The sequence below is a fragment of the Pseudomonas oligotrophica genome (genome assembly GCF_021726475.1).
Taxonomy (GTDB): Bacteria; Pseudomonadota; Gammaproteobacteria; order Pseudomonadales; family Pseudomonadaceae; genus Stutzerimonas; species Stutzerimonas oligotrophica.
In genome coordinates, this window is the sequence record NZ_JAKJRU010000003.1 from 85,982 (window position 1) to 100,471 (window position 14,490).

Annotated in this window: 15 protein-coding genes; 8 read left to right on the forward strand and 7 right to left on the reverse strand. The window is 68.1% G+C overall.

What is annotated here, in order from left to right:
• Positions 1 to 45: 45 nt before the first annotated feature.
• Both L3N39_RS07395 and L3N39_RS07400 read right to left on the reverse strand, forming a co-directional pair.
• Positions 46 to 957 carry a putative 2-dehydropantoate 2-reductase gene (locus L3N39_RS07395; protein WP_237256689.1) on the reverse strand — a complete coding sequence of 304 codons (912 nt, stop codon included), beginning with the start codon at positions 955 to 957 and terminating at the stop codon, positions 46 to 48.
• Positions 954 to 1,919 (reverse strand): response regulator, encoded by a 966-nt coding sequence (locus L3N39_RS07400; protein ID WP_237256690.1) that lies wholly within the window; start codon positions 1,917 to 1,919, stop codon positions 954 to 956. The genes L3N39_RS07395 and L3N39_RS07400 overlap by 4 nt, the downstream gene beginning before the upstream one ends.
• Positions 1,920 to 2,074: 155 nt before the next feature.
• Here L3N39_RS07400 and L3N39_RS07405 point away from each other — a divergent pair, with 155 nt between their 5' ends.
• Together L3N39_RS07405 and L3N39_RS07410 are read left to right on the forward strand one after the other, a co-directional pair.
• Entirely contained in the window at positions 2,075 to 2,554 is a 480-nt protein-coding gene (locus tag L3N39_RS07405) for a YajQ family cyclic di-GMP-binding protein (protein WP_237256691.1), read from the forward strand.
• 86 nt (positions 2,555 to 2,640) lie between these two features.
• Positions 2,641 to 3,471 (forward strand): mechanosensitive ion channel family protein, encoded by an 831-nt coding sequence (locus L3N39_RS07410; protein ID WP_237256692.1) that lies wholly within the window; start codon positions 2,641 to 2,643, stop codon positions 3,469 to 3,471.
• On the opposite strand, the gene L3N39_RS07415 is transcribed toward L3N39_RS07410, so the two are convergent.
• Together L3N39_RS07415 and L3N39_RS07420 are read right to left on the reverse strand one after the other, a co-directional pair.
• Positions 3,468 to 5,165, reverse strand: coding sequence for an AmpG family muropeptide MFS transporter (locus L3N39_RS07415; RefSeq protein ID WP_237256693.1), 1,698 nt, complete (start codon positions 5,163 to 5,165; stop codon positions 3,468 to 3,470). The two genes, L3N39_RS07410 and L3N39_RS07415, sit on opposite strands and share 4 nt — an antisense overlap.
• Before the next feature lie 38 nt (positions 5,166 to 5,203).
• Positions 5,204 to 5,560, reverse strand: a complete 357-nt coding sequence (locus L3N39_RS07420; protein WP_237256694.1) for an MGMT family protein — start codon at positions 5,558 to 5,560, stop codon at positions 5,204 to 5,206.
• 130 nt (positions 5,561 to 5,690) lie between these two features.
• On the opposite strand from L3N39_RS07420, the gene L3N39_RS07425 reads away from it, so the two are divergent.
• Positions 5,691 to 6,695, forward strand: a complete 1,005-nt coding sequence (locus tag L3N39_RS07425; RefSeq protein ID WP_237256695.1) for a DUF481 domain-containing protein — start codon at positions 5,691 to 5,693, stop codon at positions 6,693 to 6,695.
• 41 nt (positions 6,696 to 6,736) lie between these two features.
• Here the strand turns inward: L3N39_RS07425 and L3N39_RS07430 are convergent, their stop codons facing one another.
• A complete protein-coding gene (locus L3N39_RS07430; RefSeq protein ID WP_237256696.1) occupies positions 6,737 to 7,495 on the reverse strand; it encodes an SDR family oxidoreductase in 759 nt (252 codons plus the stop codon).
• 89 nt (positions 7,496 to 7,584) lie between these two features.
• Between L3N39_RS07430 and L3N39_RS07435 the strand changes: the two genes are divergently transcribed.
• The 5 genes from L3N39_RS07435 to L3N39_RS07455 all read left to right on the forward strand — a co-directional run bounded on the left by L3N39_RS07435 (position 7,585) and on the right by L3N39_RS07455 (position 11,495).
• Positions 7,585 to 8,325: a HugZ family pyridoxamine 5'-phosphate oxidase gene (locus tag L3N39_RS07435; RefSeq protein WP_237256697.1), complete on the forward strand. Its 741-nt coding sequence runs from the start codon at positions 7,585 to 7,587 to the stop codon at positions 8,323 to 8,325.
• A 97-nt stretch (positions 8,326 to 8,422) separates the two neighbouring features.
• Complete coding sequence (locus L3N39_RS07440; protein ID WP_237256698.1) at positions 8,423 to 8,881, forward strand: FxsA family protein; 459 nt, start codon at positions 8,423 to 8,425, stop codon at positions 8,879 to 8,881.
• Positions 8,882 to 9,124: 243 nt separating this feature from the next.
• Positions 9,125 to 9,418 (forward strand): co-chaperone GroES, encoded by a 294-nt coding sequence (locus tag L3N39_RS07445; RefSeq protein WP_011914234.1) that lies wholly within the window; start codon positions 9,125 to 9,127, stop codon positions 9,416 to 9,418.
• A gap of 47 nt (positions 9,419 to 9,465) precedes the next feature.
• Positions 9,466 to 11,106, forward strand: a complete 1,641-nt coding sequence (gene groL, locus L3N39_RS07450; protein ID WP_237256699.1) for a chaperonin GroEL — start codon at positions 9,466 to 9,468, stop codon at positions 11,104 to 11,106.
• 161 nt (positions 11,107 to 11,267) lie between these two features.
• Entirely contained in the window at positions 11,268 to 11,495 is a 228-nt protein-coding gene (locus L3N39_RS07455; protein WP_237256700.1) for a hypothetical protein, read from the forward strand.
• A gap of 9 nt (positions 11,496 to 11,504) precedes the next feature.
• Here L3N39_RS07455 and L3N39_RS07460 read toward each other — a convergent pair whose 3' ends face one another.
• The gene (locus L3N39_RS07460) at positions 11,505 to 13,127 is read right to left on the reverse strand and encodes a methyl-accepting chemotaxis protein (RefSeq protein WP_237256701.1); all 1,623 of its coding nucleotides are present in this window, start codon (positions 13,125 to 13,127) and stop codon (positions 11,505 to 11,507) included.
• Positions 13,128 to 13,394: 267 nt separating this feature from the next.
• Entirely contained in the window at positions 13,395 to 14,489 is a 1,095-nt protein-coding gene (locus L3N39_RS07465) for a DUF1513 domain-containing protein (RefSeq protein ID WP_237256702.1), read from the reverse strand.
• Position 14,490: the final 1 nt, after the last annotated feature.

Here is a 14,490-nt window from a genome sequence, read left to right on the forward strand (position 1 = left end):
GGGCTCGGCCATGCAGCAGAAAGATGCCTGCAGGGTAGCGGCGCCTCAATCGGTGGGCAATCCGCGCGCGGCCAGGCACTGGCGCAGGCGTTCGTCGAGCGCCTGCAGGCGCGGCAGGGCGAGGGCGTGATCGGCGGCGGTCCGGCAGGCATGGCCGAGCAGGTAGGCGATCTCCGTGCGGCGGCCGGCGGCGACGTCCTGCTGCATCGAGGAAAGGTTGGCGGCGGTGGCCTCGATCACCCGCAACACCTCGTCAGCCAGGTCGTCGGCGGCCTGTGCTTGGCCGACCGCCTGCAGCAGCCGGGCCAGCTCGTCGCACAGTGCCAGCACCTCGTCGCGCCGCGCCAGCAGCCCGCCGTTGCGGCAGTCGTGCAGTACCGTCAGCGGGTTGATCGCGCAGTTCAGCGCCAGCTTGCGCCAGAGTCGCGCGAGGATCGCCGGCGTCCACTGCAGGGGGATGCCGGCCTGCTCCAGGGTCGCCAGCCAGGCCGGCGGTGTCGGATCCTGCGGGTCGCCCAGCCAGTTCTGCCCGCGCCCGGCGAAGACCACCTGGAAATCGGCATGGCGATAGGCGCCCTCGGTGCTGGAGACGAACAGGCAACGTGCCTGTGGCCAACGCGCGGCGATCGCCTGCTGGCTGCCGAGGCCGTTCTGCAGCAGCAGGAGCTCGCAGCCCGCTACCAGGCGCCGGGCGACACTGGCCACGGCCGCCTCGGCGTCGTAGGCCTTGCAAGCGACCAGCAGGCGGGTGATCGGCGCCTCGGCGCCGGGCAGCTCGGCGGCAATGGCCAGGCGCTGCCAGTGGCCGTCCTGCTGCAGCGCCAGGCCGCCGGCCTGCCGGTAGGCGGCCAGGCGGGCGGCGTCACGCAGGATCAGCCGCACCGGCGCGCCGGCCTGCGCCAGGCGGCAGGCCCACAGGCTGCCAAGGCTGCCGGCGCCGAGGATGTGCCAGGTCATGCCGGCTGCCGCAGGTGCAGCGGGACGATGCGCCCGGCGCTGTAGGCGCTGGGCAGCAGGGCATCGGCCTGTCGCAAGAGTTCCGGTGCGCTGGCCGGCAGGCCGCTGGCATCCAGCGTGAGCAGGACGATGCCCGCCTTCACCGAGACGAAGCCCTCGCGCGTCCTGAAGGCCTTGAGGTTGAGCCCTTCGTGCAGGCGCTTGAAGCTGCCCGGCGAGCAGCCCCGGCTGCTGTCGACCTGGGCCAGCACGCCGAAGTGGCGGTCGTCCAGGCGTACCAGGGTGTCCAGCGGGCGGACCAGCTGCTGCAGGCGCCGGGCCAGCGCCTGCAGCAGTTCGTCGTGCTGCGCAGCGCCCAGTTCGGCGCGCAGCTGGGTGCCGTTCTGCAGGCCGATGTGCAGGTAGCACAGCGCGGTCTCGCGACGCTCCAGCTGGCGCAGGGTGGCGGCCAGGCGCTGCTCGAGGCAGCGGCGATTGCCGAGGCCGGTGAGCGGATCGGTCAGGTTGTGCCGTTCGAGCATGGCCACGTCGCTGGCCAGCTGGCGGTTTTCCTGCTTGAGTCGCTGCAGCGAGCCGCACAGGCGGTCGGCGGCCAGCACCCGCGGCAGCAGCTGCTCGTGCATGGCCGCCTTGCTGATGAAGTCGTCCACGCCCTGGTCGAAGGCCCGGGCCAACTCATCGACGCCGTCGCGGCCGGTGAGCAGGATGACGTAGGTGTAGTGGCCGCTGTGGCCGTCGAGCTCGCGCACGCGCGCGGTCAGTTGCAGACCGTCGGTTTCGGGCATCAGCCAGTCGGCGAGCAGGACGTGGGTCGGGCGTTCGGCCAGCTGGCGCAGGGCATCCTCTGCGCTACTGGCGAAGCGGACATCCTGGTAGCCGGCCTTGTTCAGTGCGCGGCCGATCATGACGCTGGAGAACTTGGCGTCATCGACGACGAGGATTCCGAGTTGGGGGTTGGGCATGGGCTGATTCATCGAGAAAGGTGACATCCTGTCGCTTTGCCGCGTGGCGCCGGCGGTCTCGTGTCGAGCAGTTATAATGACGGCGCATTTGCAACCGTCAAGCCAGGCGCCGGGGGCTTCGCCAACCGTCGCGCTCATTGAATTGGAGAAGATTCATGCCTTCGTTCGACGTGGTGTCCGAACTGGACAAGCACGAAGTGACCAATGCGGTCGACAACGCCATCAAGGAACTCGACCGCCGCTACGACCTGCGCGGAAAGGGTTCGTTCGAGCTGAAGGATCTGACCGTCCAGCTCACGGCCGAAGCCGATTTCCAATTGGAGCAGATGATCGAGATTCTCAAGTTGAGTCTGGTCAAGCGCAAGATCGACATCCAGTGCCTCGAGTTCAAGGACGCCTACCCGTCGGGCAAGGTGGTCAAGCAGGAGGTCACGCTGCGCGAGGGCATCGACAAGGAGCTGGCCAAGAAGATCGTCGCCCACATCAAGGACGCCAAGCTCAAGGTGCAGGCCGCCATCCAGGGCGAGCAGGTGCGGGTGACCGGCAAGAAGCGCGACGACCTGCAGGAAGCCATCGCCCTGCTGCGTAGCAAGGATCTGGGCATGCCGCTGCAGTTCAACAATTTCCGCGACTGAAGACTCGCGAGCGGGGCCGCAGGGCTCCGTCATCCCTGGCGCCGGCACCTTTGCCGGCGCTTGTGCATCGAAGAGGAGGAAAACCCTTGGAACTGAACGTCGACTACCTGATCGACCTGTCCGAATCCTGGCTGCCGCTGGTGCTGCAGTACGCCGGCCAGCTGGGCCTGGCGCTGATCACCCTGGCGCTGGGCTGGTGGCTGATCAATCTGGTGACGACCCGTGTCTCGCGCCTGCTGCAGCGCCGCCAGGTCGATCCGATGCTGCACAGCTTCATCGGCAGCCTGGCCAGCGTGATATTCAAGGTGCTGCTGCTGGTCAGCGTGGCCTCGATGGTCGGCGTCGAGACCACCTCGTTCATCGCCGCCATCGGCGCGGCGGGGCTGGCCATCGGCCTGGCCCTGCAGGGCAGCCTGGCGAACTTCGCCGGTGGCGTGCTGATCCTGGTGTTCCGCCCGTTCCGCGTCGGCGAGTTCATCGAGGCCCAGGGCAACAGCGGGACGGTGGACTCGATCCAGATCTTCCACACCATCCTGCGCACCCTGGACAACAAGACGGTGATCATGCCCAACGGCAGCCTGTCCAACGGCAGCATCATCAACTATTCGCGACAGTCGCAGCGACGCGTCGAGACCGCGGTGGGCATCGACTACGGCAGCGACATCAAGAAGGCACGGCAGGTGCTGCTGGCCATCGCCAGCGATCCGCGCGTGCTCAGCGAGCCGGCGCCGGTGGTGGTGGTTACCGGGTTGGGCGACAACGCGGTGAACCTCGCGCTGCGCTCCTGGGTGGCGACCGCGGACTTCGGGGCGGTGAACGCCGAGTTCCTCGAGCTGGCCAAGGAGCGCCTGGGCGAGGCGGGCATCGGCATTCCGTTCCCGCAGCGCGTGGTGCACCTGGTGCAGCAGCCGGGCTAGCCGCGCTCGCTGCCGGGTTCGGTCTCTGGCAGTGGCGTGCCGCCGCCGCGCCGCCATTGCCAGAGGATCAGCGCCAGGGTCGGCACGCCGAGCAGGGCGGTGACGAGGAAGAAGTCCTTGTAGCCGAGATGCTCGACCATCACCCCCGAATAGCCGCCCAGCAATCGGGGCAGCAGCAGCATCAGCGAGCTGAGCAGGGCGTACTGGGTGGCCGAGAACTTCACGTTGGTCAGGCTCGAGAGGTAGGCGACGAACGCCGTCGAGGCCAGGCCGCCGCTGAAGTTGTCGCAGGAGATGGTGACCACCAGCATGTTCAGGTTCGCGCCCATCTCCACCAGCAGCATGAACAGCAGGTTGGTCGCCGCCGACGCCACGCCGCCGATGAACAGGATCGGCAGGATGCTGAAGCGCACGATCAGCAGGCCGCCGAAGGCCGCGCCGAGCAGGGTCATCACCAGCCCGAACAGCTTGCTGACGCTGGCGATCTCGTCCTTGGAAAAGCCCTGGTCGATGTAGAACACGTTGGCCATCACCCCCATCACCGTGTCCGACATGCGGTAGGTGGCGATCAGCCCGAGCAGCAGCAGCGCCTGCCAGCGGTAGCGCAGGATGAAGTCGGTGATCGGCGTCAGCACCGGGCCCATGAGGATGCGCCCTGGCGCCGACAGGCAGCCCCAGCAGATCAGCAGGTACATGGTGCCGCGCGGCCAGTAGCCGCCCCAGTACGACTGGAACATGCCGGTGGTGGAGACGATGAGGATGATCAGCACGATCACCGACACCGCCTGGTGGACGAAGTCGAAGCGGGCCGGGCGCTCGCGCTGCGAGGCCTGGTGCAGCATCACCCGCACCGGGACCAGCAGCATGCGGCCCATCGGCGACAGGCTGCCGAGGATGAACAGCGCATAGAGCGTCGCCCGCGGCCAGGCCTGGGCGATCAGCGCATTGATCATCGCCGGCAGCGAGATCAGCAGCACCAGCAGCAGGCCGACGGCCGCCAGCTGATGATTGAAGCTGTAGCGCGGCGGCGTGCTCGGCAGCGGCGCAATGACCTGCGGTTCGCGGATCACCAGGCTGGTGACCAGCCCGGGCACGATGAGCAGGGCGAAGGCCACGTAGGTAGCGGCCCAGGCCGCATGGTTGTACTCCAGGCTGCTCGAGCCCAGCCACTCGGCGAGAAACAGCGCGCCGGCGCTGGCCAGCAGCATGGCCACCCGGTAGCCGGTCATGTAGCTCGCCGCCAGGGTGGCCTGCAGGCGATCCTCGGCGATCTCCAGGCGGTAGGCGTCGATGGCGATGTCCTGGGTGGCCGAGGCGAAGGCCACCGCCACCGCCAGGGCGATCAGCAGGGTCAGGTTGGTTTGCGGGTTGCACAGCGCCATGCCCACCAGCCCGAGGGCGATCACCGCCTGCGACAGCACCAGCCAGGAGCGCCGGCGCCCCAGGCGGCCGAGCCAGGGCAGGCGCCACTGGTCGAGCATCGGCGACCACACCCACTTGAACGCATAGGCCAGGCTGATCCAGCTGGCGAAACCGATCGTCTCGCGCGACACCCCGGCCTCGCGCAGCCAGACCGACAGCGTGGAGAACACGAGGATCGCGGGCAGCCCGGCGGCGAAGCCGAGCAGGAGCAGGGCGATGCTGGCCGGGCTGGCGTAGGCGAGGATGGCAGCACGCCAGGTTTCACGGGACATACAGCGGTTTTCTACGACGATCGGGCGAAGCGCGCACTCTAACCGCTCGGCTCCGTGGAGCGCCAGCCGTGGCGACGCATGTCCACCCGGTCGTTGACGATGCTCAGGCCCTCGGCGCGCAGGCGCATACGTTGTTCGTGCCCGGCAGGCGTGCCGGCCGGCAGGCTCAGGCGGCCGCCGGCGGCGATCACCCGGTGCCAGGGCAGGCGCGTGTCGTCCGGCAGTTGCGCCATCAGCCGGCCGACCCAGCGTGCGGCACGGCCAAGCCCGGCCAGCGCGGCCAGCTCGCCATAGCTGATGACCTTGCCCGGCGGGATCTGCGCCATAAGCGTATAGACCGCACTGCGCCGCGCCGCGGCATCGTCGGGAGGGAGGACTGGCTGGCTGTCGCGCATCGGCGGCCTCGCATGGGCTGGGCGGAACTGAACTCGACTGCCGCCTGGCGGTCTGAGTTTGCTGCTGCTGTGGGCATAGGGATAATGCCAGGCTTTTTTACACCACTCCCATCGCTGCCTACCAATCGATATGTTTTCCAGAACCCTGTTGTGCGCTTCGCTCTGCGCGATCTCCCTGCCGGCCCTCGCCGATACCATCTGGCTGAAGAACGGTGACCGTCTGACCGGCAAGATCAGCCTGCTCGACGGCGGCAAGCTGTTGGTCAAGACCGACTACGGCGGCTCGATCCCGGTGCAGTGGAACAAGGTCCGCACCCTGCAGAGCGACCAGAAGCTGCTGATCAAGGAAGGCGACGTCACCGGTGAGGTGGCGCATGCGCTGCAAGCCGCCGAAGACGGCAAGGTCACCCTGACCAACGGCGCCGCGCCGCGGACCATCGAGCTGGCGAGCATCTCGCAGATCATCCATCCGCGGCCGGTGGTCGAGGACTTCCTCTGGGAAGGCAACGTCGACGTCGCGCTCGACTACAAGCGTGCCGAGACCGACACCGACGACTACGACATCGACTTCGATACCAAGGCCCGGCATGGCCGCTGGCGGCACAACGGCAAGGCCAGCTACAACCGCGAATACCGCGACGGCGTGACCGTCACCGACAACTGGGACGCCGAGTACGCGCTGGACCGCTTCCTCGACGACAAGTGGTTCTGGCAGGGGCGCCTGGACTACAAGCGCGACCAGATCGAGGACGTCCGCCGGCAGCGCACCATCGGTACCGGTCCGGGTTACCAGTTCTGGGACAACGACCTGGGCGCCTTCTCCCTGGCCGGTCTGATCAACCGCAGCGACTACGAGTTCGCCGACGGCAGCCAGGAGAACTTCTACCTGCTGGCCGGCAAGTGGGACTACAACCGCTACCTGATCGGCAAGACCTTCGAGCTGTTCAGCACCGGCGAGCTGGGCAAGCCGCTGGAGAACGTCGCCGACTACTCGCTCGATGCCGAGATCGGCCTGCGCTACAAGGTCACCGACTGGGCCTCGCTGAACATGAAGGCCGAGAAGGACATCATCAGCGGCGCCGAGAACGATCTCGACGAAACCCGCTATACCCTCGGCTTCGGCGTCGGCTGGTAAGCAGAGCGGCGGGCTTGCAAGGCGCGCCCGCCGCCGCCTGGTTACAGGCGCAGGCCGCCGTCGAGTTCGAGAATGCGTCCGCTGTAGTAGTCGTTCTCGAAGATGAAGGCCACCGCCTGGGCGATCTCCACCGGCTTGCCCATGCGCTTGAGCGGAATGCCGGCGGTCATCTTCTCCAGCGCCTCGGGCTTCATGCTGGCGACCATCTCGGTCTCGATGAAACCGGGCGCGACGCCGGCGACGCGGATGCCGTAGCGCGCCAGCTCCTTGGCCCAGACCACGGTGGCCGAGGCCACGCCGGCCTTGGCCGCCGAATAGTTGGTCTGGCCCATGTTGCCGGCCCGCGAGATCGACGAGATGTTGACGATCGCGCCTTCGCTCTTGAGCTCGACCATCTTTGCCGCGACCTCGCGGGTGCAGAGGAACACGCCGGTCAGGTTGACGTCGATCACCGCCTGCCACTGGGCCAGGCTCATCTTGCCGATCTGCCCGTCCTTGACCTTGAGCAGCAGGCCGTCGCGCAGGATGCCGGCGTTGTTGACCAGTCCGTGCAGCGCGCCGAATTCGCTGGCCACCTGCTCGACCATCGCCACCACCTGTGCTTCGTCGGCCACGTTGCAGAGGTAGGCGCGGGCTTCGCCGCCGGCGTCCCGGCACGCCGCGACGGCCTCGGCCAGGCGCTCCTGGTTGAGGTCGACCAGGGCGAGGCGGGCGCCGCGGCCGGCCAGGTGTTCGGCCATGGCGCGGCCCAGGCCCTGGCCGCCGCCGGTGATGATGATGACCTTGTCTTCGAGCTGCATCCGAGCCTCCTGATGGTTGTCCGTTGCCGAGTCGTGCGCTCGGCAAAACGGTATGCTGGGCGCCCCTGTCTGCCTACGAGGATGTCCCGTTGAGCGCCGAATCCGTAAAGAATGCCCGACAACTGCTGCTCGCGGAATATCGCGGCGTGCTGTCGACGCACTCGCAGGCCATGCCCGGGTTTCCCTTCGGCTCGGTGGTGCCCTACTGCCTCGACGCGCAGGGCTGGCCGCTGATCCTCATCAGCCGTATCGCCCAGCACACGCGCAACCTGCAGGCCGATCCGCACTGCTCGCTGCTGGTCGGCGAGCGCGACGCCGACGACGTGCAGGCCGCAGGGCGCCTGACCCTGCTGGCCGAGGCCGAGCGCTTGGCCGAGCCGGCTGCCATCGAGGCGGCCGCGCAGCGGTACTACCGCTACTTCCCCGAGGCGCAGGACTACCACCGCGTCCACGACTTCGACTTCTGGGTGCTGCGGCCGGTACGCTGGCGCTACATCGGCGGCTTCGGTGCCATCCACTGGCTCGAGCAGGTCGCGCTGGCCAACCCGTTCGCAGCCGAGGACGGCGCCGCCGAGCGCTCGATGGTCGAGCACATGAATGCCGACCACGCGGCCGCCATCGCTCACTATGTGCGCGAGGCCGGGCTGCCGCAGACGCCGCCGGCCACGCTGGCGGGCATCGACAGCGAGGGCTTTCACCTGCGCATCGGCCGCCGGCTGTTCCGGCTGGCCTTCGCCGAGCCGTGCCCGACGCCGCTGGCGGTGCGCCAGGCGCTGGTGGCCATGGCGCGGACCAGCCGTTCAGCCCCGCTTCAGCCTGGCGGGGAATAATCCGGTTACAGGCGGCGCCGGTGCCGGCTTGAATTCGCCGCGCGGCGCCGTCATCTACCGTGCACGGGAAGCTCGTCGCTTCCACCAAGGATTTGTGATGCGAATATTTCTGCTGCTGTTTTTGCTGTTCCCACTCGCCGAGCTGTTCCTGCTGATCAAGGTCGGCAGCGAGATCGGCGCGCTGGCGACCATCCTGCTGCTGGTGATCGCCGGCCTGGCCGGCATCCTGCTGATGCGCCTGGCCGGTTTCGCCACTGCCTGGCGCGCGCGCGAGCGCCTGGCACGCGGCGAGCTGCCCGAGCGCGAGATGCTCGAGGGCCTGATGATGGCCGTTGGTGGCGGCCTGCTGTTCCTGCCCGGCTTCATCAGCGATGCGCTGGCGCTGGTCATCCTCTTCCCGCCGACCCGCAAGTTGCTGTTCGGCTTCTTCAGTCGCCGGCTCGAGGCCCAGGCGCAGCGCCGCCGGGCCTTCGCCGACGACCTGCAGGCGCGCTCCGCGGCGCAGCGCCCGAACGTGATCGAAGGCGAATACGAACGCCGTGATCGCGATCGCTGAGCCGGCGCCCTGCGCGTGGCAAGGCCGCAGCCTGCGGCCTTGATCGGCGTTATGAAATTTTCATCGTTGCCCCTTGAAATCATTTTGCGCGCCCGCATGTAGCGGTCACCGCAAGGTCGCTGTCGCATGACAGTCCGTCTTCTGCGGCTCGCCCCCGGCGAGTCGCAACCGGCCCCGCCGGAATTTGCCAACCCGCCGATGACCATCATCGGCATGGAACCACTCTACTGGGAGAGATCGACAATGAAGCTTCGTCCTCTGCATGACCGCGTCGTGATTCGTCGCAGCGAAGAAGAAACCAAGACCGCAGGCGGCATCGTCCTGCCGGGCTCCGCTGCCGAGAAGCCGAACCGTGGCGAAGTCGTTGCTGTGGGTACCGGCCGCGTGCTGGACAACGGCGAAGTGCGCGCGCCGGCCGTGAAGGTCGGTGACAAGGTGGTGTTCGGCCCGTACTCGGGCAGCAACACCGTCAAGGTCGACGGCGAAGACCTGCTGGTGATGAGCGAGAACGAAATCCTCGCCGTCATCGAAGCCTGATTACCGCGAATCTCCGTACATAATTCACGAATTGAGGATCAATCAAGATGGCTGCTAAAGAAGTCAAGTTCGGTGACTCCGCCCGCAAGAAGATGCTGGTCGGCGTGAATGTCCTGGCCGACGCGGTCAAGGCCACCCTCGGCCCGAAAGGCCGCAACGTGGTGCTGGAGAAGAGCTTCGGCGCTCCGACCATCACCAAGGACGGCGTTTCCGTTGCCAAGGAAATCGAGCTGAAGGACCGCTTCGAGAACATGGGCGCCCAGCTGGTCAAGGACGTTGCCTCCAAGGCCAACGACGAGGCCGGTGACGGCACCACCACCGCCACCGTGCTGGCCCAGGCCATCGTCAACGAAGGCCTGAAGGCCGTCGCTGCCGGCATGAACCCGATGGACCTCAAGCGCGGCATCGACAAGGCCACCGTCGCCATCGTCGCCGAGCTGAAGAGCCTGGCCAAGCCGTGCACCGACTCCAAGGCCATCGCCCAGGTCGGCACCATCTCCGCCAACTCCGACGAGTCCATCGGCCAGATCATCGCCGAGGCCATGGAGCGCGTGGGCAAGGAAGGCGTGATCACTGTCGAGGAAGGCTCGGGCTTCGAGAACGAGCTGTCGGTCGTCGAGGGCATGCAGTTCGACCGTGGCTACCTGTCGCCGTACTTCATCAACAAGCCGGACACCATGGTGGCCGAGCTGGAAAACCCGCTGCTGCTGCTGGTCGACAAGAAGATCTCCAACATCCGCGAACTGCTGCCGGTGCTGGAAGGCGTCGCCAAGTCCGGCCGCCCGCTGCTGATCGTCGCCGAGGACGTCGAGGGCGAAGCCCTGGCCACCCTGGTCGTGAACAACATGCGCGGCATCGTCAAGGTCGCCGCGGTCAAGGCGCCGGGCTTCGGCGATCGCCGCAAGGCCATGCTGCAGGACATCGCCATCCTGACCGGCGGTACCGTGATTTCCGAGGAAGTCGGCCTGAGCCTGGAAACCGCTACCCTGGAGCACCTGGGTAACGCCAAGCGCGTCGTGCTGAACAAGGAAAACACCACCATCATCGACGGCGCTGGTGCCCAGGCCGACATCGAGGCTCGCGTGGCGCAGATCCGCAAGCAGATCGAAGACACCACCTCCGACTACGACAAGGAAAAGCTGCAAGAGCGCCTGGCCAAGCTGGCTGGCGGTGTTGCCGTGATCAAGGTCGGTGCCGGTACCGAAGTCGAGATGAAGGAGAAGAAGGCCCGCGTCGAAGACGCCCTGCATGCGACCCGTGCGGCCGTCGAAGAAGGCGTGGTGCCTGGCGGTGGCGTGGCCCTGGTGCGTGCGCTGCAGGCCATCTCCGAGCTCAAGGGTGACAACGAAGACCAGAACGTCGGTATCGCGCTGCTGCGTCGCGCCGTCGAGGCTCCGCTGCGCCAGATCGTCGCCAACGCCGGTGGCGAGCCGAGCGTGGTGGTCGACAAGGTCAAGCAGGGCGAAGGCAACTACGGCTTCAACGCCGCGTCCGACGTCTACGGCGACATGATCGAGATGGGCATCCTCGACCCGGCCAAGGTCACCCGTTCCGCGCTGCAGGCTGCTGCCTCCATCGGTGGCCTGATGGTCACCACCGAGGCCATGGTTGCCGAGATCGTGGAAGACAAGCCGGCCCCGGCAATGCCGGACATGGGCGGCATGGGTGGCATGGGCGGCATGATGTAAGCCGCTGAGCCCTCCGCTCCCGAAGAACCCCGCCGCGTGCGGGGTTTTTCATGCCCGCAAGAAAACCGGCGCGATGCCAGGCGACCGCTGGTCGCAATTCCAGCGGCACGAAAACCCTTGGGCTACGGTCACTAGAGTCCCTACTCTCAAGGACTTGCGCGATGAAGCTTGAAATTGCACGAGGAGTCTTCCTCGTCGGCGCGCTGGCCGTCGCATCGCTGTGTTTCGCCGCCTGGAACGAACCCTCGCCGACCGTGGTGCGCGGCAACCTCGACCGCGACCACTGTCCGGTTCCGCCCGCCCAGCGCATGGCGCTGCAGGTCAGGCCCGACGCCGACCTGCTGCTGTTCCTCTACGGCCTCTCGCAGCAGCTCGGCCAGCGCGGTTGAGCCGGGCGCTCAGCTGCCCAGGCGGGCAGTGACCGCATTGAGTTGCAGGGCCAGGCCGTGCAGGTTGCGGCTGGCACCTTCGGTACGCTCGACGTTGTGCTGGTTGCCCTCGGCGATGGCGGTGATCTCGGTGAGGTTGCGCGAGATGTCCTCGACCACCGAGGTCTGCTCCTCGGCGGCGGTCGCGATCTGCCGGTTCATGTCGCGGATCGCCTCGACTGCCTGACCGATCTGCTGCAGCGCCTGTCCGGCCTCGGTGACCTGCGCCAGGCCTGCGTCGCCATGCTCGCGGGTGTTGTCCACCGCGCTCACCGCATCGGCGGCGCCCTGCTGCACGGTGGCGATGATCTGGTGGATCTCGGCGGTGGATTCGGCGGTGCGCTGGGCCAGAGTGCGCACCTCGTCGGCGACCACCGCGAAACCGCGGCCGGCCTCGCCGGCGCGCGCCGCCTCGATGGCCGCGTTCAGCGCCAGCAGGTTGGTCTGGTCGGCGATGCCGCGGATCACCTCGAGGACCTTGCCGATGCGCCCGCTGTCATGCTCGAGCCGGCCGATCACCTCGCTGGTGGTGGCGATCTCGCGGCTCATGCGGGTGATGGTCTCGATGGTCGAGGCCATCACCGCTTCGCTACGCTGCGCCGACTCGTCGGCCGCATCGGCTGCCTGCGCCGCCTCGGCAGCATGTCGCGAGACTTCCTGGGCGGTGGCGGACATTTCGTGCATGGCGGTGGCCACCTGGTCGGTGCGCTCGAACTGCTCGCGGGCACCCCCGGCCATCTGCGTGGCGATGGCGTTCAGCTCGCCGCTGGCGCTGTCCAGGTTGCTCGCGCCCTGGTGCAGCTGGTTGAAGGTCTCGGCAAGGAAGTCGCGCAGGGTGTTGGCGGCACGCGCCAGCTGGCCAAGCTCGTCGCGCCGCGTCACTTCCAGGCGGACGCCGAAGCGGCCGTGGCTGAGCTCGCTGATATGTGCGATGAGCCGGCCGATCGGCGAGACCAGGTTGCGGTTGACCAGCCAGAGGCTCAGCAGGGCGACCAGCAGGCTGGCGCCCAGCATCAGCAGCGGGCCGGTCAGTGCGGCGGTCTCGGCCTGCTTGCGCAGCGAGTCGGAGGACTGCGCCGCCAGGCGCTCCATCTGCGTGACCAGCTCGGCGAGTTGGCTGCTGGTGGCGCGGTCGATGCCGGCCACCGCCTGGTCGCCGGCCACCGGGTCGTAGCCGGCGGCGACGAATGCCTCCAGGCCCTGGCGATAGGCGGCGCCCAGCCGGCGGTGCTCATCCCGCAGCTGGGTCACGGTGGCGGCCAGCGCCGGATCCTCGCCGAGACGCCCAAGCAGCTCGCCGAGGGTCTGCTGGACCTTGGCCTCCTGGGCCTGGAACTGCTGCCAGTAGCGCTCGCGCTGGGCCGCATCACGGCCGCGCAGCAGGACGTTCTTCCACTCCTGCACCTGGGTCTTGAACTCCAGGTTGGCACCGTCGATCAGCTGTGACTGGCGGATCGGGCCATCGAGCACGCCGGCCAGCTCGGTGACCTGGCGCGACAGCAGGTGGATGCACAGCAGTGCGATGCAGAGCAGGACCAGCAGGCTGCCGCCGATCAGGCCGAGCAGCTTGGCACGCAGGGAAGTATCGAACATGGATGAACCTCGGGACATCGGCGGGAGCGGGCGGCGCGCCCGGTCCCTCCTAGTCGGCCGAGGGCCGGTGAACTTGAATCGGCCCCGGTGCAAAGGGGCGTCCCAGAGCCCCGGGCCGTTTCGATCGGGAGGGAGTTGCAGGTAGGTACGCCCCGCAGGGAACGCGCGTACAGAAGTCGGGCGGCTGGTGCGCATGGCGCACCCTATGCGTGCCGGAACTGCCGCGGTTGCCTCGTAGGCCGTGCGCGCCAGGGGCGCTCGCCGGCCTCAGACGACCCGCAGGTGGTTGTCCCAGAGCCCTGCCGGCAGGTCCAGCGGCTGCGCGACGATGCCAGGGCCGCGGCAGTCGAACAGCCGGCAGCGGCCCTGGCCGGAGCTGACCACGAAACCGTCGGCCACCGCGGCGACCCCGGCGCAGTCCGGCAGGTGCGCCTGCTGGCGCAGTTCGGCGCTGTCCAGGTCCCAGAAGAACACGCTGTTGCCGCGCGGCGCGGTCACCGCCAGCAGGCGCAGCTCGTCGTGGATCGCCAGGCTGGCGGTGTACTGGTTCATCGCCTGGCGCTGTTGCTCGCCCAGCGGGAATGCCTGGAAGGCCTGGCCGGGCCGCTTGATCGCCACCAGCGGGGCGCGGTCCAGCGGGTCGCCCTCGTACTGCTGGCCGGCGACCACGGTGCCGTCGGCAGCGACGGCGAGGTGACGCACGCTGTTCATCTGCTCGGGCAGTTGCTCCTTGCTGATCAGCGTGCCGTCACGGCGCAGCAGCACGAGGCTCGGCTCCATGGCGTCGAGGTTCATCTTCTCGCGGCTGTCAGCCTCGGTGCGGATGCCGCCGTTGGCGACCACCAGGGTCTCGCCGTCGGGCATCCATAGCAGCTGGTGCGGACCGATGCCGTGGGTGGGATGCTCGCCGACCCGTTGCAGGCGGCGCTCCTCGACGCGGTAGACGCCGAGCACGCCGCGCCCGGCGGCGGCGGTGTCGTTCTCGGTGGCGTAGAACCAGTCGCCGCTGGCATGGAACACGCCGTGCCCGTAGAAGTGGCGATCGGCTGCGGTCTCGAGCACCTGCAGCAGGGTGCCGTCGCGGCTGTCGAGCAGGTAGCTTTCGCGGCTCGGGCGGCGCCCGACGAACATCACCAGCGGCAGGTGCGGGTGGACGTAGACGTCGTGGCAGCGCTCGCCGACCGGAGTGGCGAACAGGCGGCTGCCGTCGAGGCGGTAGCCGACGGCATAGTGGCGGCCGTCGGCGTCGTCGCGGGCGGAGAACAGCACGGGCTGGTCGCCACGGCGGCCGATGGCCCAGCCGCCGATCGCGCCGGCGGCGAGCAGGGTGGAACCGAGGCCCAGCAGGGTGCGGCGCTTCATG